The following is a 20094-nucleotide window of genomic DNA, read 5'->3' as shown; positions in this document are numbered from 1 at the left end:
TATTAACTTTTTAAGTACCGCATTCTCTAATTACCTAACGTAGTGGCATCTGCTCACGATTCGCCAACATATCAAAAATCAAATGACCAAAAATATGTGCCTTAGATGGATCTGAAAGCAATTGCATCATTTGCTCTCTATGCGCTTCATGACTGCCTAGAATGGCATCATCAATAGCACGAGGGAAATCACCTAGCATCGCTTGCTCACGTGTATTATTGGCAATCTGTGACATCACCCCATTGTTCTCATAGACCTTATCTGCAATGGTATTGGCATAATTAACCATGTCTTGATCGGTCAGCTTATCTGTCACAAAGACTTCATTTAAACGATGAATAATGCTGGATAAAAAATCTTCCTTTTTGTCCTTCGCTGTTGCACTGCCGACATCATTACTTGGCTCTAGCTGATGTTCGGTACTATTGGCTTGTAGCTCAATATCAATCTGACGCAGTTTAGACAACCGATAGTGACTCATCTCGATATTACTTAAATCAATTTCATCATCTAAGATGATATTTTCACGTAGCATCGGTCTCAGGTTACGCGCAAACAGACTTAGCTTCTCCAGCTCTTTATCATCATAATCAACGATCTGTGACATGAACTCATAAAAGCGAGTGAAAGTGCCTAAATCCTTTTTAAAGATTTCCAGTTCATCTTTGACTTTTTTGGCTTCAGCAAAATCCTTTTCTGCATTACCAATCAAGACAGCATCACCCGTTTGTTTACAGCGTTCCAGCATGTCTTTGGTTTTACTGTATGCAGCAATCGCCGTGTTATAGCGCTGCTGCCAACGCTCAATGGCAGGCTTACAGATATTTGCCAGTACTGCATTGGACTTATTACGGCTAAAGAATGCCGTAGCAAACTGCTCGACTTCCGACCACAAGAAGACGCCATTGCTTTTGAGCTTGTTAAACAGCTCAAAAACTTTATCGGGATCAGTGACATCTGCCAGTTCAGCAGTTTGATAATACGGCTGAAATGCTTCTAAAATTTCATCAGGTTCATTAAAGAAATCGAGCACAAAAGTGCCTGACTCAGCTTTACCCGGATAGGTACGGTTTAAACGCGACAAGGTTTGTACACACTCTACCCCACCGAGTTTTTTATCCACGTACATGGCACAGAGTTTCGGTTGATCAAAACCAGTCTGGAACTTGTTGGCGACCAGCATCACCTGATAATCATCACTGTCAAATGCCTTACGCATTTCACGCCCTTTTAAATTCGGGTTCATGTTGTTTTCAGTAAATTTCTGCCCGACTAATGCACTGCTATTCGGATCTGAATCGTTAAACTCTACTTCACCCGAGAATGCCACCATGGCTTGAATCGACTGATAACCTTGTTCGGTGACATATTTATCAAAGGCCAGTTTATAGCGCACGGCTTCTTTACGTGAACTGGTTACCACCATGGCTTTGGCTTGACCACCCAATAAGCCCATCACATTCTTTTTAAAATGCTCAATAATCACTTTTACTTTTTGTGAAATATTGTGGTCATGCAAACGTACCCATTGATTGACCTTCACCTTGGCTTTTTTGGCATCCACCTCATGGTCTTTTTCAGCCAGTTTTTGCGTCAGTTTATACACCACTTTATAGTTGGTGTAGTTCTTCAAGACATCTAAAATAAAGCCTTCTTCAATAGCTTGGCGCATGGAATAGACATGATAGGCTTCAGGTTTATTCTCTGCCGATGGTGGTAATAAAGGATTTGGGCAACGTCCAAACAATTCTAGGGTTTTGGCTTTCGGGGTTGCGGTAAAGGCATAATAGCTGACGTTTGGATTAGCACGACGCGCTGCCAAGGTTGCATCCAAAATATCTTCCGAGGACAGCATGACATCTTCATCATTACTGTCGGTCATCAAGACTTCTTTGAGTTGTCGCGCCGTTGAGCCGCTTTGTGATGAGTGTGCTTCATCGGCAATGACTGCGTAACATCTTTCTTTGAGTGCCGTGCTGTTCTCAATGGCTTTAAGGACAAAGGGAAAAGTCTGAATGGTGACAATAATAATCGGTTGAGATTTTTCCAGTGACGTTGCCAGTTTTTCCGACTTGGAGCCATCGCCTTCTTTATTGTTAATCCGTCCCACTACGCCATCGGCATGTTCAAACTGATAAATCGTATCTTGTAACTGGGCATCTAGAATGGTGCGATCCGTCACCACAATTACAGAATCAAACTGTTTATTGCCGCGTTCATCGTACAAGGTAGAAAGCTGATGCGCTGTCCACGCAATCGAATTAGATTTACCTGAACCGGCACTGTGCTGGATCAGGTATTTATGCCCTGTGCCATTATCTTTGGCATCTTGAACCAGTTTGGTTACCACATTCCACTGATGGTAACGTGGAAAGATCAGGCTTTCTTTTTTGTATTTACGTCCTTCGGCATCTTCTTTGTCTTCAATATTCAAGTGAACAAAACGTCCGAGAATATTCAGCAAATTATCAGGCGTTAAAACTTCATTCCATAAATAGTCTGTGGCATAGCGGGTTTGGTCTTCAGGTGCATCATTGCCTGCACCGCCGTCATGCGTCCCTTTATTAAAGGGCAAGAAAAAGGTGCTATCGCCTGCCAAGTGTGTGGTCATATAGACTTCATACTGACTCACGGCAAAATGCACCAATGCCCCACGTTTAAAGGTCAGTAAAGGTTCTGGCTTATTGGTATCGGGGTCTTTCGGTAAGCGCGTTTTTTTATATTGGGTAATGGCATTTTGCACAGTTTGCTTAAATTCAGATTTAAGCTCCAATGTAGAAACAGGTAAACCATTAATAAACAGTACCAGATCAATGCGCCATTTTTTGGCTTGTACACCGGTACTTTCTAATTCTGCTTTTGTCGCGTATGGGCTATACACCAACTCAGGCACGACACGGCAAATATTCTGTTCATAACGTGCCAAGGTATCGGCATTGAGATTATGCTCAGGTTTAAACTGGCACAATTTAAAACGGGCATTACGGATTTTTAATCCATGACGTAACACACCCAATGTACCGTAACTACGTGAAGCTTGATCTGTGGCATTGATGTCGGCTTTTTTGAGTTGTACCACTAAGGCATCAATAAATTTTTGTTCTGAGTCGACAGGATAGTTTTGGCAAAACTTTTTCCATTCTTCTGCTTGGGTAGTTTGTACAAAGTTTAAAACGTCTGCGCGATACAGTGCATTTTCACGGTCATAATGTTTGGCTGTACCCAATACCCAACCGTTGGCTTGCATGTGCTGAATCATGTCGTTTTGGAAATTATTTTCCCGGGTTGCATCTAGACTCATGCGCTAAACTCCGTTTTAGCTTCATTGTTTTTATTTGGATTTTGCCAGTTGCGGACGTCGATTTTGCCGGTGACGGCGGCCGAGATGAGTGCGGTTCGGCGTTCTTGCATTAATTTGATAGCAGAATTTGCACTTTGCATTAGACCATCATATTTAAATTGGCTAGATTCTATATGCTTAACAATCGCAACTTGTTCACATCTAGGGGGAACAGTCACCATCATATTTTTCACTTCATCCAAATAGATATTCTTTTGTGTATTGGACTTGCCCATCGCTGCATATAAGTAAGGATTAGATACATAATGATACAAGTAGTTGATATCTAATTTGATATTACAAAAAGGAATAAAGCCATCATGGACACAGACTTTTATTCTATTAATAAATGCTTTACCTATAGTAGCTGATGCCGTGATTATTAAATTATTTGGATAAACTCTTGCACTTTTGGTACTTCCTAATTGTGAAAGTCTTAACTTTGACTCATCTAAATACTTATCACATTTAGTTGCATCAGAAATATTCAAATAAGCCCATTCCCCTTCCTCATCAAAGTATTCTGGAGCATCAACAGGTCTTAATATCGCACCTCTAGTGATATCAGCAATATATTTTGCCTGTACAATATCCCAATGCTCCGGCACTTCCCCTAACCATTCCACCCCAGAATCCTTCATCGGAACATTAGGATTTAAACCTTTGGTCACCGCATGACTAATCACCGCTTGACGTTTTTCTTTAAGTAATTGAATCAACTGTTGTTGCTTTTCAATCAGGCTGTCAATTTTTGCGGTTTCATGGTCGAGGAAATTGGCGATTTTTTCTTGTTCGTAAAAATCGGGGAAAGTAAAAATCAAGTCATTTATTTTATTGATTGTCATACGTTTTAATGCAGAACCATGAATGACACTATTCATTTGATCTACATTAATCCCAGACACTAGATAATAATAAAGAAAATGACTACTAATTTTTGTATTTGGAGTAATTAAACCTAAAGAAGATAAAATAACAAAGTCGGGCATATCTTCTGTGACAAGACAAGCACGACCAATTGTGCCATCTTTTGTCAATAACACATCATTTACAGCAGGCTTACAACCTTCTTTCACTAGCCTTAAATAATCATTTTCTGTAATTTTCTTTGCATCGACAAAGTTAATATTATTAATGCCTACATCAGTAACAGATACAAATGGAAAGCCTTCACTTTCAATCTTTGGAGAATGATGACTTCCATCCGTAATTCTTGCATATCTTTTCAAAGCTGTTGCTTTCCAATGGCTAGGAATCTCCCCCAACCATTCAACGCCTGAATCTTGATACTCTGCATATTGTTGATATTGCGTCATTATGAATGCACCTCTTGAAGAAGCTTCATAATCTCGCTACTGATCGCATCTAAATCCGCATCAATCTCGGCTAAATCACGCGGCGGTTGATAAACATAAAAATGACGGTTAAAAGGAATTTCATAACCGACGATGCCAATCTCGCCATCTTTTTCATCACACTTATCGGCATTAATCCATGCATCCGGCACATGCGGCTGAACTTCGCGTTTAAAATAAGACTCGATTAAATCTGTGGTATCTACGTTTGGATTAAGCGCAATATTTTCCGCATCACGTAAATCACCATCTTGTACAAACTCAACCACTTTACCTTTATAGCTAAACTGACCATAAAGCGGGTTTTCAGCACCTTTTACCACTTTACTAATGACTGGCTCCGCTTCAGGGTTTTTCCAAGTAATGGCATCGAGGAATTGTTTTTTCTCTCGTGCGTCGAGCTTGATATCAGTCGCTTTAAAGGCTTGCTTTAAGGTTTCATCAAACTGATTAAAGTCGTCTGATTGCGCTGTGCCAATGTAGTCTTGTAAGGCTTGCGCCTTTTGCATGAGTTCTTTTTGGAATAACCAGATTTTACTATCCAATACATCTTTAATGTCTTTTTCTTTCAGCTCGGGATATTCGGCTTTAACTAAGGCACGTACTTCAAGCGCAACCTCGGATAAATCCCCATAGCTTTGGTCTGTGGATGCATCTGTCCATGTCGTACCAAACTGCGCATAAATGCTTTGCATCACCGCATTAAATGGCTTGGGTGCAAAACGTAAAGAAGCAATCGCCTCATCTGTAATCTGTGCCGATAAACGCAATGGACGCTCAATGGTCACGCGGCGGTAACCGAATTCATAGCTGTTAAAGATTTTACTGGCAAAGGTTTTAGCAGTTTCAGTTTTTGGACTGGCAGACTGGCGACCACGGTTAGATTTTACATCTGCGGGTTTATCCAGTGTACGTGCATCCATCACTTCAAAGTCACCAAAACTGCGGATGATAGTTTTAATATCATCTTCGCTCATCTCATTACGCTTAGAGCCGAGAGACTTACGCATTTTGCTGTATAGATGACTGCCATCAATCAGCTGTACTTTTCCTTTGCGCTCAGCGTCTTTTTTATTGCTCAGTACCCAAATATAAGTCGCAATGCCAGTGTTATAGAACATGTCATTCGGTAAAGCGATAATCGCTTCAAGCAAATCCGCTTCTAGAATATAACGACGGATTTCACTTTCACCACTGCCTGCATTCCCCGTAAAGAGTGGTGAACCATTGAGGATAATCCCAATACGGCTACCTTGATCATTGGCTTGATCACGATTACGCATTTTGCTAATCAAGTGCATCAGGAACAATAACGAACCATCCGATACACGCGGCAAGCCTGCACCAAAACGCCCATCAAAGCCTTTGACCTGATGTTCATCTTTAATATCAGCTTCAATCTTTTTCCAGTCCACACCAAAAGGTGGATTGGACAGCATGTAGTCGAATTTATCGTGTGAGAGCTGGTCATTGGATAAAGTATTGCCGAGTTTGATTCGGCTGACATCCTGACCTTTAATCAGCATGTCTGCTTTACAGATGGCATAAGACTCAGGATTTAGCTCCTGACCAAAAGCACGCATCACCGCATTCGGGTTGAGCTCTAATACATATTCCATCCCTGATGATAAAAAGCCGCCCGTACCTGCCGTTGGGTCGTATATGGTACGAATAATACCCTCTTTACTTAAGGCTTCATCATCTTCCATAAATACCAGAGAAGTAGTTAAGCGCACGATATCACGGGGGGTAAAGTGCTCCCCTGCTGTTTCGTTCGAACCTTCGGCAAAACGACGGATCAGTTCCTCAAACACTAAACCCATTTCATGGTTAGAAACAGCTTCAGGACTGAGATCAGTCGTGGCAAACATCTTGACGACTTTATAGAGTAAGTTGGCATCATCGAGCAAACCAACAAATTCATCAAATTTAAAATGCTCAAAAATCTCACGTGCATCTTTAGAAAAACTTTGCACATAGGTTTTGAGATTGGCTTTAATATCGGTTTGACCCATCTTGCCTAAATCCATAGGCGATGTATTAAAGAATGCCAATTCATTGGTGACACGTAATAAGAACTTTTCTTGTGCTTCTTCAGGTAGGTTAAGAGGCTGAATTCTTTCATGTTCTGCCACGACCGCAGCTTTACTTTCCGCAAGGACACACTCTAGGCGACGCAACAAAGTGAACGGTAAAATGACACGTCCATATTGCGATTGTTTAAAGTCGCCCCGAAGTAAATCTGCAACCGACCAAATGAAGGCTGCAACTTGAGAAAAGTTATTATTTGACATACCAGCAATTTCCAAAGCGTGAAAGCTATAGCATTTTTAAATTAGTTTGATTGTGCCTGAAAAAAGCATAGATTTTCTAGAGATAAAAAAAATAACGTCTGTACATGCTGTGCTGACGTTATTGATCGTTTGTTCATTATGTTTTAGCTATTGAAATAAATAAGGAAATAAAACCTCAACAGCATGTGGTGATAAACGAACTTGTAAAGGCCTTTTAGGTGGAGCAAAGATCAGGTGATCTTTCGCCATTTCAGTGATGATATCCCTTAGTTTCCGTTCACTCACTTGCAACTTATCTTGTAACTCTTTACGCGTATGTGGGCCATTGTATAAAAGCGTTTTATAAATATCTTTCGCTTCCAATGGTAGTTTTTTTAATGGCTTGCCTTTACTGTCAAACAAACCACCATTAAAGCGCAATTGGAAATAAACATTGATTCTTTCTTCCAGCTTATAAGGCTCTAAAAGACTGGTGAAGTAAGTCATTTGATCAATTGCGACATCCACAAAATATTCAGTAAAACTTACTAAACCCGCATCAGCTAGGATTCCACGACCATCTTCTCCACCTTGTCGTGGTCTATCAGCAATCGATAGGTAACGATAGTACTGCTCACTCGATCGAGCAAAACCCCGAGACATTGACCATAATCCATAACTTTTCAAACCAATGGCTCGCATAAAGCAATCAGTAAATAAACGGGTTACTCGCCCATTCCCATCTAAAAATGGATGAATCCAAGCAAGGCGATGATGCGATGCGGCCATAGCGTAGTACTTACTTAAACCATGCAAATATTCAATTTTATAAGCACTCGCAAACCAACTCATGTAGGTAGGCACTAAATCTGGTTTTGGGGGTCTGTGCTGTCCTACAACAACATCCGTAGCCCTATATTCGCCTGGCTCAATTTCATAAAACTTAGCGTTATCGCTGGACGAAACTAAAAGCTCATCAGGTATACATTCAGCATAGAAAGCTTTATGAATTGCTTTTATAAAATCTTGCTTCGCAACATCCTCACGAGGATTATTCTCAAAATTTAGTTTTACTTGAACTTCAATATGGCGCTTAATTTCCAAAAGCCCTTTCGATTTATGCTCAGTTGAATCAATCTACCAATCCAATCAATTCACTTGGCTTAGTCGGGTTACCTTCGATTTTATTACTGTAATACGAGTTCACTACTCGAAGTAAGCCTTCTACCGACTCACGCATAGTGACAGGTACAGTAGCATCCAACCGCGCATCCAAACGAGCTATTTCTAATAATTTCTCTTCAAGCTCAGGTGAGTACACACGTGCTATAGGGGTAATATCCACTTTAACCACCTTAACAAAACAACTGAAATTATTGTAGGTTATTTTTGCCGAAATAAAAAAATATAAATTAATTAATATCAATAATATAAATTATTTTAACAAAAAAATTTGCCGCTATTTTTGCAGATATAAAAAATAATTTACAACCATTTAAGAATAATTGAGATGAGCTCTATTTAACAAACAAGAGGATATCAATGGACTACATGCACTTTATTTACTATTTTACAGTTTCCTACTCGGAGCAGCATAAATTACGATTTAGATCAACGCCGTCATCAATTGTCTGGTTTATTTCTGGGATATGCTTGTTTAACTGTTCAATAGCTTTATTAATAACCTCTTAGCAAGGGCTAACTGTTGCTTAATAATCGAAAGCTCACAAGGGTATAAAAATAAAAAAGAGCCTACTCAATAGGCTCTTTAATTAATTTAACGATTAATCCAAAACAATCTTTTTTAAATATCACTAAGAGTTTTTGGTTTTTCTGACGAACTTGTTGGGACTTTAAATTCGATACCCGCTTTTTTAAACAGTTTCGGGTATTCCACCAAAGCCATCGTTGAATTTTTAGCAATACCTGTGATATCACCAACCATACCTTTAGCATCAACTAAAGACATTCCTGTATTAGTTAGGCTGCTTGGATTTGCAATTAAACTGGTGCTCACCTTTTTAGCTCCTACAGCTAATTCGCGAGCAGTTAGGCTTGCTATGGCAAAATTAGTTGCAGAATTCAATAAATGTTTTTTCTGCTCAGCATTCAGAGCCGAAAGTTTAGCTACAGTTGCTTCCTCATCTTTTTGTGAAGCTTCTAAAACACTGTCTGATAATGCAACAATCTGTTTTTGAATTGCTTCTTTTTCTTTCAAGTCAGAGGTCGTTTTCAAGCTTTTCTGTTTTGCTTTTAATTCATCTGAATCCTGCTTACTTGCAAGCAATGAAGCTAAAGCCGTACGACTCTGAATAAACATTGCATTTGTTGCTTTAGCCTGCGTGAAAAAACCATTGAGGTCCATATTTGAAGAAGATACGCCAGTTACAGATTCAGATAATGATGACGAAAGATTACTCAACGATCCAAAACCCGCATAGACACCTGATGCACTTATTGAAGCAGTTGCTGCTAAAACAATCGCAATTTTTTTCATACCCTGTTACCCCTATTGTGAAGAATCGGCTTTTTGCACGATTTGATTTAAAATTTTTGGTAAAGCCTCAAACATCTGAATGTTATACATTTCATGACGATGCTGATAATCAATACCCTTCAATCCAATTTCTTGTTGCAAACCATAAGCCCCTATTTTTTCAGCCTTTTGGTTAAATCTGCGCGCCCCACTAGCCATAACTAATGTGGCATCACAATTACTTTTGTCTGCATTACATCGAATACTGTCTTGTTTCACTTCAAGCTTAAGCACTGGCTGTAAACATTCATCTGTTGGAATATGAAAGTTAACTTTCATATCTTTTTTAAACCCTGCATTTTCAGTCATGGCAATCACTGAGTCTTTTAGTAAAGTCTGTCCTTTAAAGCCTGAACCTGTCGCATAGAATGGTCGTTTTGATTGACTGGTAAAAGCGTGATAAATCAATGGACCAAAACCATAAAATGGAATTTCACCAACTTGCTCAGTATGCAGTCCTAAACATAAGACACGAGATTGTTTTGAATCTCCCACTGGGGCAGAGCTATCAAGCAAAACGCTGTCCCCTGAACGCACAGGTAAACGATCAATGCTGTTCACTGGAAAATCTAATTGCGCATTAACTTTCGTGCCTTGGCGCTCTAAAACAGTCGCTTCCCATGTAGGAATTAAAATATTACGCCCTGCTGCTTTATCTGAATGATAAACATGGACTTTCATTCCTGTACTTAAGCGCTCTCCAGCATCATCAATAACTATGTTCTGACCACTTGAACCAGAGACTTTTAAATCAGAACGAGTAAATTGAATCCCTTTTTGAAATTGTTGGCCTAATTTCAAAAGTGCATTTTTCAATACAACTTCTTTACGAGCCTCGAGAGAAAATCCCATTCCATCTGAAATCACATCTTTGATATCATCGGTCGCATGCGCGGAGTAAATTACCCGGCCAGAACGATCAATCATTTCAGCAAAGACTTCACTATGAAAAACCTGTTGCTGAGTTATTTTTCCAATTTGTTGCTGATAAGCAATTACAGGGATGACATTTATTCGAATGAAAAATTCAGGTAATTCACGTTGGTTAATGTCTTCACTTTGCGCTAATCCAGTTTGCTCGCTAATACTTTGTGCCATCGCACTATAACGCCGATTGACTGGTGTTAAAGTAAATGAGGCTTGCTCACCCACTGCATCAGAAAAAATTTGTTCGATTAAATCTTTCGATTCGCCTTGATAAGTCAGCACATCGACCACCAAAGCTTTGGGCTTATTCATAGCCTGTCGTGTATTGTTTGAAACTTTACTAAAGTGCTTACTACTGCTCTGCATCAACACTGGTACAGCCACAGCATAATCACTGTCTGCATGCACTACACGAATCAAATCACCATCTGCTGAACTGAGCTCATCTTGTGCAGCAATCCCTTGCTTAAAGCCTTTATCTAAAACCAGATAAGATTTCCACTGATCAATCACTTGAGTTTCTATTTCAGAAACTTTAAGTTTTGATTTTAATTCTTGAGTCACTTGTTGCGTTAGCATCAACAAAGTACTTTGAAATTTCTGCTTAATTGCTGTTTTGGTTACGCTGGAATCAATCTCTGTAGCAAGTACCTGAATAGGTTGTGACAAGGTCTTACTGTCACTATATATAACCTCTCCAGATAACACATTGGTGAGTTTGAGACTTAAGGTCACTGGAAGAAAAATCTCGGCGGTAGAATCCTTCCTCACAATGTATTCACTTGCGCGTAAAACTTCTAGTGATGCAATATAAGTACGATTTTTCGTTTTTTGTGAAATAGTATCGACTATCTGTTCATTAAAACCTTGCTTTAAACTTTGTACAAAAAGTTGCTCAACTTGTTTACGAATGCTTTCATTGTCAATCGCTTGACTGAAGTCACATACAATTGAAGACCCATTCGCTTCGTATTTGCTAGGATCATTACGACAAGGTTGCTCTAGCCCAAAAATTCCTTTCGATGGGTAGATTTGAATATTCGCGTTTGCCCATGCCGAAACAAGCATCGGCATAGCTAAACATAAAGCTTTTAACTTTATTTGCATTGTGTACCACCAATACAAAGCGTAATCGTATTGCCAGCTTGTAAACGCTCAGCACTTGATAGAGTTGGATTTACTTTACGTAGTGCTTTAGCCAATTCTGCACTAACAGGTTTCTCACTCTTATAAGTCATGGTCATTTCGACCAATTTTCCATCCTGAGTGCGAATATCGATATTTTCTGCACCATCCATTTCATCTAAGGCAATGTATAAATCATCACCTAAACGAGAAGAAACATTGCCAGAAACACTTTTCACAAAAATGGTAATTTCTTTACCATACATAGTGCGATTTTTTGCATAACCCAGAATCTGTGGCCCTACTTGGCTAACGGCCAATTCGCCAAGTTTCTTAGCAACATTCGTACGACAAGAATCTGTAGTCGCACCTGTCGAAGATTCTGTACGGGTTTCACCACCCATCAAAGTTGAATCATCGACTGAATAAATTTTGAAGCTAACGGCACCATCACAGACAAATTGCCCAGTAGCACTCGAACGACCACGATCATAAATATAAGAGCTACCCGCCATAAACCAATCGGCTTTTTCTTTTCGTGCAGCGATTACGAGTTTATTCAACTCTGTATCACTCATCAGTTGCTGAATCGACATACTCCGACCATTCAAATACTGACTTCTAAAACGGTCAGAATCGAGCAACCGCAAATCATAACGTGAAGCAGAACTCGCAATTGAATTTAAGGTTTGATTATCACGCTCAGCTTTAGTACTTGGAGTCTGATATTCCACATATTTCACAAAGCTTTGGATATCATTTTGTCGTTCGGATTGACTGTATTTAGCTGATTCACTAGCGTTGTAGCTACTTGAAGAAGCTGATTTACCTGAATTATTATGGCTTGCTGAACGAGCGGAAACACCAACACCCGCCCCATAGTAATTATCATAAGCATAACCAGATGCAGCAGCTGAACGTCCTTTTGAAGAATAAGAATCTGAAGCACTGGATTTGGCACTTTCGCTAGCTTTGTAACTCGCATCTTCATCATAGCTATAACTACGATCAGAAAAATATGATGTGAACTCTTTAACAGGTTTTGAGTTATCTTTTGGTACCCCAAAATATTCATCCATTACAATCATAATTGGACTTGTTCGGCTACTTTTCTTCGCCAGCCCTAAATCATTGAGAATTGAACGAAATTCTTGATCATCCATTTCTAGACTAACTTGGGTAACTAGCTCATTGTTACTATTGGTATTGCTGCCTCGGTTTAACACGTAGCTGCTATCGATTTGTTTTACAATATCATCTAAATATTGATTCGCTTCGTTCATGGCTTGAGGGCCATTAATACGTTTAATCAGAGTAATCACAGCATCTTTTTTTGCATTATTAAATGCTTGATTTCGTGTACTGTTTAAATCTTTTTTAATAACAGGTGCAACCCCTTCCCCATTCACTTTAATGATTTCAGCATTACTCATTTGAACAACGCCCAAACACAATAGTGTCAATAAAGCCTTTTTCATCATTTCCCTCTTCATTAAAGTTTCTAGTTACATCTATAATTTCTTTATTAGATTTTAAAGTGATCTTTTATTCACACATAAAACATACAGATAATAAACAAAATTTAACATTAACTCCATCACACAATTTTACTTTTTTATTGATTTTTCACAAAAAAATTATTCATAAGAAATCTAATAGAACATATTAATGAACTAACGTTTAAGCTAGATACAACGCAAAATGGCTTACACTAAGCAAATCATATTTTCGTGGGGCTCGACCTAACAAACTATTTAATAAGAAAAAAGGAGTAACTACATTCAGAATAGCTACTCCTCTCAATATCAAGTTTAATAACAAATCCAACTTTTAGTAGAATTCAATAAGCTTTTTATTCACGACCCTCCAACTTATCTTCAATCCATTGATTTATTTCCCAAGCTGACCAGCCAACACGAGATTCACTTAGTCGCACAGGCTTTGGAAAAGTAGGATCGTAGTATTTTGATTTCTCATTGATCATTTCATAGATTTTAGCTCGACTAATACTTGTAAATTGAACCACCTCTTTAATATTAACGATTTGATTCATCGGGAAAGTTTGACCAACAAATGCATTCATGATGTCTACTCCTATCTCATGATTTCGAGCAACTCGCTCATGAGATACGGCAATCTCGTAAGGTTTTACCCTGTACGATTTAATTTAAAGCCGTCACTGATCCTTTCAATCCCTGCTGAATATTAAATTCAGGCTGCGTTTCCTCAATCTGCTGGCCTTCAACAGGCTGATAAAACTCCTCAATTACATCCAAACCTTCCTCCATATCTACGTCCATCCTTCCATTCCCAAAGCCCTTCCTTGCAGTAAAGTCCAAAGCCTCCTGATAAAACCCCGCCTGCTTGCTCTGCTCATCAATTTGCTTCGCCTGAATAATCGCTTCATTCAAGCTAATCCCTTCCCTTAAAGTTAAATCCACGTAATACACCGGCTGACGATAACTCTGTGTCGTACTCTTGCCCCGCAATATCAACTGCAATGGGAGGCAAGACAACAAACCATTTGATGCCGCATGGTAATAACTGAGCCGAGCTGCCAAAGTCCGAATGCTGTTAAAACCCGTGGTTCTAAAGATGAAGGTGCCAAACTCATCTGATTCATCCAAATTCACATGCAAACGCCCGTAGGGCTTGCAGTTCCCTCCTTGAGCCAAAGCGCATAAATCAGGGGATGGACATGGATGTTGCTCCACGCCTTGATTGGTTAAGCGTTGACAGGTTTCACCATTGCCCATGCAAACAGGTCTTCCAGTCTGGCGATCAAACAAAGTGTATTCAGCACGTAGGTTTAAGTCAGGATCATTAAAGATCATTCTGACGGGGATTGAGCGTAGCTTTTGATTGGGAGTATTCGCTCGAAGCTGATCATCCAGTGGATGCTTCACCCAGCCTTCTTTGCTTTGAATCTGGGAAGTAATGGTGAACTGGTCATCTTTTTCAGGCAATCGCTTGCCATTCTTTTCGATCATACGACCGATACTAATACGCCCCAGAATTGGTGGAGTAATTGCTAAACCTTTAATCATGTTGATATTCCTTAATGTATTACCTTACAAATTTGGGTCTATGTATGTAGGTCGGAACAAGGACCAAATAAGTTACCCAAAGAATGTAGAGCCAGATAAAGTGCTACAGAGATCGCGACCGATTTGCTCTCTACCGAAGGGTAGAGAGCGGGGAGCGATTTTTGTGAATTTTTGATTGGGTGCTGTAGATAGGGCTTAGTCGGTATAGATGTTAAATCGACGACTGCCCTGCTTTTCAAGTGGATAAAGCTCGATGAGTTCAGGCTGGTGCTGAAGCAATGCCTTGGTATTGAGACTGATAGAATCCTTGGCTTTCTTCCAGACCACTGAACCATGTGCAAAGACTGCCCTTTCCTTGTCTTGCATCATCATCTGGATTTCATGTTTAAGTTCGTCAAAGCGTTCCTGCTGATGCTGAATCTCTTCTTTCATTTTGATGAGCTGGTCGAACATCAAATTGGCATTTTCATTTTGCGAAAGATCCTCTACCGTTAAAGGTACATGCGCTGGATAAAGTTGTTGAATCGCTTTAGCTGCGGATTCACTGGCATCGACTGATGGCGGAGTATCCTTTTCTACACACTCCCAGAAATAACGTTCTGCTTTAACAATATGCTCAATCACTGATTCAGACCGTGTCACTTTGAATATCTTGGTTTCATGCCCACAGATCAAAACACAAACATGCGCTGCCTGTTTACCAGTCACTGCTAGTTGATGTTGCACCTGACACAGCACGTATAAAGGCACACCATCACGCCACAATTTTGCCCCATGCTCACCTGCTGTTTTGCATTCCAGAATCTGAACGTCATCACTGCTGACAACGCTGTAATCCAGATTGGCTAACATAAATTGTTTATCGGGATCAGGATGCTGAAGTACCGCATTGATCCGTCGCACCTTGTTATTGGTGTGCATGCTATAGAACTCTGCCACCAAAGGTTCCAGCTGCTTGCCCCAATACAACGGTGCTACACCTGAGCTTTCATCTTCTATGGATTGAGCCTGTCGTCCGGTTTTGATCAGCCAGAGTTCCAGCATCGACATGTAGGGATTGAGACCACAGGCAGTCGCGGCATCACTGCTACCGATACCTTGTTTACGAACTTCGAGCCAATCCTGATATTCCATCCCTTTGGTATTAACCAATCGCTTGGCTGCTGTTGAGCGTTTGGTGGTGATGGTTGGATTGACTACGATCTTTGATCCTACCGTCGTAGGCTGATGGGAAATAGATACAATTTGATTCATGGAATTATCCTTATAAATTCTGATCTCTATAAAAGAAATGCATAAAAAAGCCATACCCGACACGAGGTCGGGTATGGCGATTTGTTTGCTGTTTTAATTAAGAGGGGGTTACATGAGTGCTATGACTAGCATTTGTTTGGGGTGACTTGATTTCGACATGAGTGAGTCAGTTAATTTCAGGCGATCAAAGCAAGCGCTTGCTCCAATCCTCGTTGTTTCACACTAGCACCTGCACCAAACCAAGCTGAATCAAGACGGTGATCTGTACTCATGGCACGTCGTTCATGATCCACAAACTCCGTAATCGAACAAAGTAATCCATAAGCCGTATCTTTAGCGGATGACAGGTCAGCACCGCGTCCTTGACCATTAAACATATCCAAAGCTTTATTCATGGCACGACCATTCGGTTCAGGCTTTTTCTCCTGAACTTGCTGCGCGACATTACGATAGAACTGAATAATGTTTTCTTCAGGATCGGAAATTGACATGGTGCTATTATTAAACACGGCATCAAAGTAAGCCTTGGCTTCCTGTTGACTCACCTTACGCTGCGTGAGCTGTTTCATTTCATACATGTGCTCATCCCATGCACGCACTGAAATACCTAATTGCTGTTTCACTTTCTCTGCATCAAACTTGGTGCTATGTGGAACCTTCACTACACCAGCACTACTACTTTGTCCGCGTAGAGCAATGGCTAACGTGTTGTTACAGACCACTCGGATACTGGTGAACTGTGCTGTCGTTGCCAAAGTGCCATCACACGCAGTAGCCAGCAGGATATAACCATTACTAACATCCTTAGACTTTAAAGCGGTACTTTGCCCGGTACGTGCCAAAGCCCAGAACTTCTTCCCACCTTTCAAAACCCCTGCGGTTTCTAACTCAAAGCCAGATTGCTCTGTCAGATCTCGGTAGAACTCCAGAATCTCTTTAGGCTGAACTTCCTGATAACGCTGACTGACCACAGACAAGGGTGCATGGGTATCTGAGCGATACAACACTCGCTGTTCTTCAAATGGCATGATGATGCTCTGACCACGTTCATTCTGCGCCATGTAGCTGACGTTCGAGGATTCAATCCGCCAGTCCATCCCGGCTTGCTGTGCCCAGATCTCCAGTGGTTGATTCGGACTTAGCTGATTACCCAGACCATGCCAAGGAGTTTCGCCAACATAGGCGATTTGTTCAATGTGATGTGCCATTGATTCGATCTCCTATGCTGACTCAGCGAAAGTTCTGCTGACATTGGTTACAGTGATAGTAGGTCATGGTGACAGGCTTTTTCGGCTCATCAAACATGCTGCTAAATAGACCACCAATGACCGCACCTGCAAGCCCGCCAAGCAGTGGTGATACAGGTAAAGGTAAACCCTTTGAAATGGTTGCACCGATGGTTGCGAACGATGCGGACGCTGCTAGACCTGTAGAATCAGAACCATTCACCTGCTGATTAACCACTTGAATAACCTGATCGGAAAAACAATAAGGACAATTTAAACTCATAATATACATCTCCAGAAATGACAAAGGCTCACCGATGGGCAAGCCTTGCAAAGTTAAAAAAACTCGTTTTCATCTAGATAATGTATATCTGAGATTATTTTCATTTAGCGTCTATCATACTGCACTCTTAACTGGCCTTTACCAAATACTCTTCGCCCTCTTGGTTTAACTCGTAAGTATTGAAGGGTACGTTTGTCATGATCAGTGAGGTATTCCATTGCCTCAATGAAATTTGTCACTTGGGTTGAATCGCGACGATAAATCAAACCGATCCCTAGCTCATCTCTACCTCGAAGCTCCTTTACGCGTTCGCGGTTCCAACAATTATAGCCTTGACCATAATCTCGAGTAATCTCACTCCAAAGCGCGATAATTTTATTCCCCCAATATGCTGCGCTTCCATCACGAAAGGCAGTATCATAAATGATTGCTAAATGGCAATGAAAACCTTTACTTTTACCACCTTGCTCTACTCCCCATATATACCCGATCACATGTTTAAATATGCCATCTTTATTTTGGATACGATTAAGCAGTATATCTAAGTCCTTATAAATATCTTCAACTCTGATTCGACTAGAATATTCTTGCAAATAACCCAAGTCTACACGAGCAACTAATATTCGACTGCATTTATTAAGTATTGACCTACAATATTCCTGCACTTCAATTTTATTTTCATCTTTCTGTTTTTCGATCATCTTATAATCTTTTTCAAAATCCTCAGATAAATCTAAAAACCATTGTCTGATCTCTGTATACCCAATCATTTCCAATTCATCTTTAAGATCAACTTCATCAGAGTCTATGCTTTGTAAGTCATATCTCAGAATTACAAAGAATTTAAGATTACCTGGGTATTCATCATCAGGATCATAAATATCATCAAAGTCTAATAACAGATTAGTAAGCTGTGAATAGAATTCATCCCATTCCCTACTTTTTCCTTTTAAATGTTTTAAGAAGTTCTCAATCTCAAGTGTAAGTTGTGCCTGATTAATTGAAGCTCTCATGTTTAAACCTATGTGTGTGATAGTTACATAGGTATAGGGAATTCAGTATATATATAATTTTTACTTCTCAATCAGGTGTTAGCTAATAAAAGATAATATATATAACCAAAGCTCTAGAGAGTCCAAACTTCACCTGTGGTACAGCATCTAATCCCCACATTAAGCATATTTCCTCCCTGCTTTACACTTAGTCTCTAGCCTTAAAAAAGCTAGAATTAAGCAAAAGCATAGTGATGACTACCAAAAAACGTGTATAAACTATGATTTCGAGGAGTCCAGTATAGTTTTAGTATTGAAAAAAACTACTATAAATACTACAGTAATCACTACAAATATTTATGTAAAAATCTTATGTTAAACACTATTGATAAAGATCATCCTAACTATGAACTTACTATAAAAATTTTTAAAGAATTTAAGGATGAATCCTTAATCTGGATAGTAGATCGTTGGGCTGATAAAAATGATATGAGTAAAATGGGTGTTCTTAAACTTATTAATGACAGACATAATTTTAAAGAAATAGCTGATTATTTAGAAATTGAGTTCAAAAATTCCACACCCAAGAATTTAGAGATTTTTTTAGAAAATTGTTATGAAAATAAACATAAATATATTCTGAATGAAGATCTAAAATTTTTAGAAAAAGATAGTCGATTATGCTGGGCAATTATCAATAATCTTAAATACAAATATAAAGAAGATATACCAAGAAGATATAATTTCAGAAATCCTTATTTCTCTCTTATCTTTTTAATACATATTGAATTATTTAATTTTAATATACAAGTTGATGAATTAAGACATTATTTAAAACAAATAAGCAATAAGGACAATCCAGTAGTATTTCTAAGTAAATATATAGAAAATCCTGAATTTATAGATTGGGCTTTAAAATATACAGAAAGAAAAAATCGCATAATTACTTCTCCTAATTTCACCCCTACTAACTCTAATGACCAACTGGAGAAACTTTTAGGATATTGGGACTTTCTCTATATTAATGACCTACAAAAATATTGTATTGAAATAAATAAACTTAAAAAATCATGGCAGCAAAATATTTTTAGAGAAAAAAATAAAGAAAACCCTAAAAAATATTTTCACTTACCATTAAAGAAAAAGACAAAAAACCATTTAGAGAAATTAGCACATTTAAAAAATATGTCTGAAAGTAATGTTCTAGAAGAATTGATTAATAAGGCATATGAAGAATATAGAGAATATAAGTGATCAAAAAAGGAAAGGCTGGCGAATTCAAACATGAGGTGCGACAGTTTCAAAAGCCTTATGATAATCAACAAGCTGAGCAAATTTCTCTAATGGTGTAAGCCAATCTAACGCTTTTCTAGGGCGAGTATTCAGTGACATGGCAACTTGATTTAAATAATGCTGATCTGCCTGGTTTAAATCAATCCCTTTAGGTAAATATTGCCTAATTAAACCATTCATATTTTCGCATGTGCCTTTCTGCCATGGCGAATGTGGGTCACAGAAATATACATCTATGCCTAAATCTTCTTCGAGGATTTTATGTTCTGACATCTCACGTCCACGGTCATAGGTCAATGTTTTACGCAGTTCTGCGGGTAAATATTTCAGAGCTTCAGTTAAAGCCTTGCGCACTGATTCTGCCTTTGCATCAGGTAATGTTGCCAAGATACAGAGCCGTGTATTTCGTTCAATAAGTGTTGCTATCGAACTTTTATTGTCTT

15 protein-coding genes and 1 pseudogene are annotated in these 20094 nt (G+C 39.2%); 1 reads left to right on the top strand and 15 read right to left on the bottom strand.

The features are described from left to right. Window positions 1–34: 34 nt before the first annotated feature. From MF4640_RS10340 to MF4640_RS10275, 14 genes are all read right to left on the bottom strand, one after another. Window positions 35–3301 carry a type I restriction endonuclease subunit R gene (locus tag MF4640_RS10340; protein ID WP_078389514.1) on the bottom strand — a complete coding sequence of 1089 codons (3267 nt, stop codon included), beginning with the start codon at window positions 3299–3301 and terminating at the stop codon, window positions 35–37. Next, window positions 3298–4656 carry a restriction endonuclease subunit S gene (locus MF4640_RS10335; RefSeq protein WP_078389513.1) on the bottom strand — a complete coding sequence of 453 codons (1359 nt, stop codon included), beginning with the start codon at window positions 4654–4656 and terminating at the stop codon, window positions 3298–3300. The genes MF4640_RS10340 and MF4640_RS10335 overlap by 4 nt, the downstream gene beginning before the upstream one ends. Beyond that, window positions 4656–6989: a type I restriction-modification system subunit M gene (locus tag MF4640_RS10330; RefSeq protein ID WP_078389512.1), complete on the bottom strand. Its 2334-nt coding sequence runs from the start codon at window positions 6987–6989 to the stop codon at window positions 4656–4658. The genes MF4640_RS10335 and MF4640_RS10330 overlap by 1 nt, the downstream gene beginning before the upstream one ends. 147 nt (window positions 6990–7136) lie before the next feature. Then, a complete protein-coding gene (locus MF4640_RS10325) occupies window positions 7137–8072 on the bottom strand; it encodes a Fic family protein (RefSeq protein ID WP_161944380.1) in 936 nt (311 codons plus the stop codon). Window positions 8073–8100: 28 nt separating this feature from the next. Next, a complete protein-coding gene (locus MF4640_RS10320) occupies window positions 8101–8313 on the bottom strand; it encodes a hypothetical protein (protein ID WP_078389511.1) in 213 nt (70 codons plus the stop codon). Between the two features lie 459 nt (window positions 8314–8772). Further along, the gene (locus MF4640_RS10315) at window positions 8773–9465 is read right to left on the bottom strand and encodes a hypothetical protein (RefSeq protein ID WP_078389510.1); all 693 of its coding nucleotides are present in this window, start codon (window positions 9463–9465) and stop codon (window positions 8773–8775) included. 12 nt (window positions 9466–9477) lie between these two features. Continuing rightward, complete coding sequence (locus tag MF4640_RS10310) at window positions 9478–11538, bottom strand: hypothetical protein (protein WP_227518643.1); 2061 nt, start codon at window positions 11536–11538, stop codon at window positions 9478–9480. Further along, entirely contained in the window at window positions 11529–13037 is a 1509-nt protein-coding gene (locus MF4640_RS10305; RefSeq protein WP_227518642.1) for a hypothetical protein, read from the bottom strand. Before MF4640_RS10305 ends, MF4640_RS10310 begins: the two co-directional genes overlap by 10 nt. Window positions 13038–13408: 371 nt before the next feature. Continuing rightward, the gene (locus MF4640_RS10300; RefSeq protein WP_078389508.1) at window positions 13409–13639 is read right to left on the bottom strand and encodes a helix-turn-helix transcriptional regulator; all 231 of its coding nucleotides are present in this window, start codon (window positions 13637–13639) and stop codon (window positions 13409–13411) included. A gap of 79 nt (window positions 13640–13718) precedes the next feature. Beyond that, window positions 13719–14603: a hydrolase or metal-binding protein gene (locus MF4640_RS10295; RefSeq protein ID WP_078389507.1), complete on the bottom strand. Its 885-nt coding sequence runs from the start codon at window positions 14601–14603 to the stop codon at window positions 13719–13721. Window positions 14604–14798: 195 nt separating this feature from the next. After that, complete coding sequence (locus MF4640_RS10290; protein WP_078389506.1) at window positions 14799–15857, bottom strand: YqaJ viral recombinase family protein; 1059 nt, start codon at window positions 15855–15857, stop codon at window positions 14799–14801. A 176-nt stretch (window positions 15858–16033) separates the two neighbouring features. After that, window positions 16034–17065: a DUF932 domain-containing protein gene (locus tag MF4640_RS10285; protein ID WP_078389505.1), complete on the bottom strand. Its 1032-nt coding sequence runs from the start codon at window positions 17063–17065 to the stop codon at window positions 16034–16036. 22 nt (window positions 17066–17087) lie between these two features. Further along, entirely contained in the window at window positions 17088–17366 is a 279-nt protein-coding gene (locus MF4640_RS10280) for a hypothetical protein (protein ID WP_078389504.1), read from the bottom strand. Window positions 17367–17470: 104 nt separating this feature from the next. Then, a complete protein-coding gene (locus MF4640_RS10275) occupies window positions 17471–18379 on the bottom strand; it encodes an inovirus-type Gp2 protein (RefSeq protein ID WP_078389503.1) in 909 nt (302 codons plus the stop codon). A 351-nt stretch (window positions 18380–18730) separates the two neighbouring features. Between MF4640_RS10275 and MF4640_RS10270 the strand changes: the two genes are divergently transcribed. Continuing rightward, entirely contained in the window at window positions 18731–19612 is an 882-nt protein-coding gene (locus MF4640_RS10270; RefSeq protein ID WP_078389502.1) for a hypothetical protein, read from the top strand. 24 nt (window positions 19613–19636) lie between these two features. On the opposite strand, the pseudogene MF4640_RS10265 reads toward MF4640_RS10270, so the two are convergent. Then, window positions 19637–20094, bottom strand: a pseudogene (locus tag MF4640_RS10265) (IS30-like element ISAba125 family transposase); the annotation flags it as partial.

This window comes from Acinetobacter sp. MF4640 (genome assembly GCF_002018895.1).
GTDB lineage: Bacteria > Pseudomonadota > Gammaproteobacteria > Pseudomonadales > Moraxellaceae > Acinetobacter > Acinetobacter johnsonii.
This window is presented reverse-complemented; position numbering and strand designations above follow the sequence as displayed.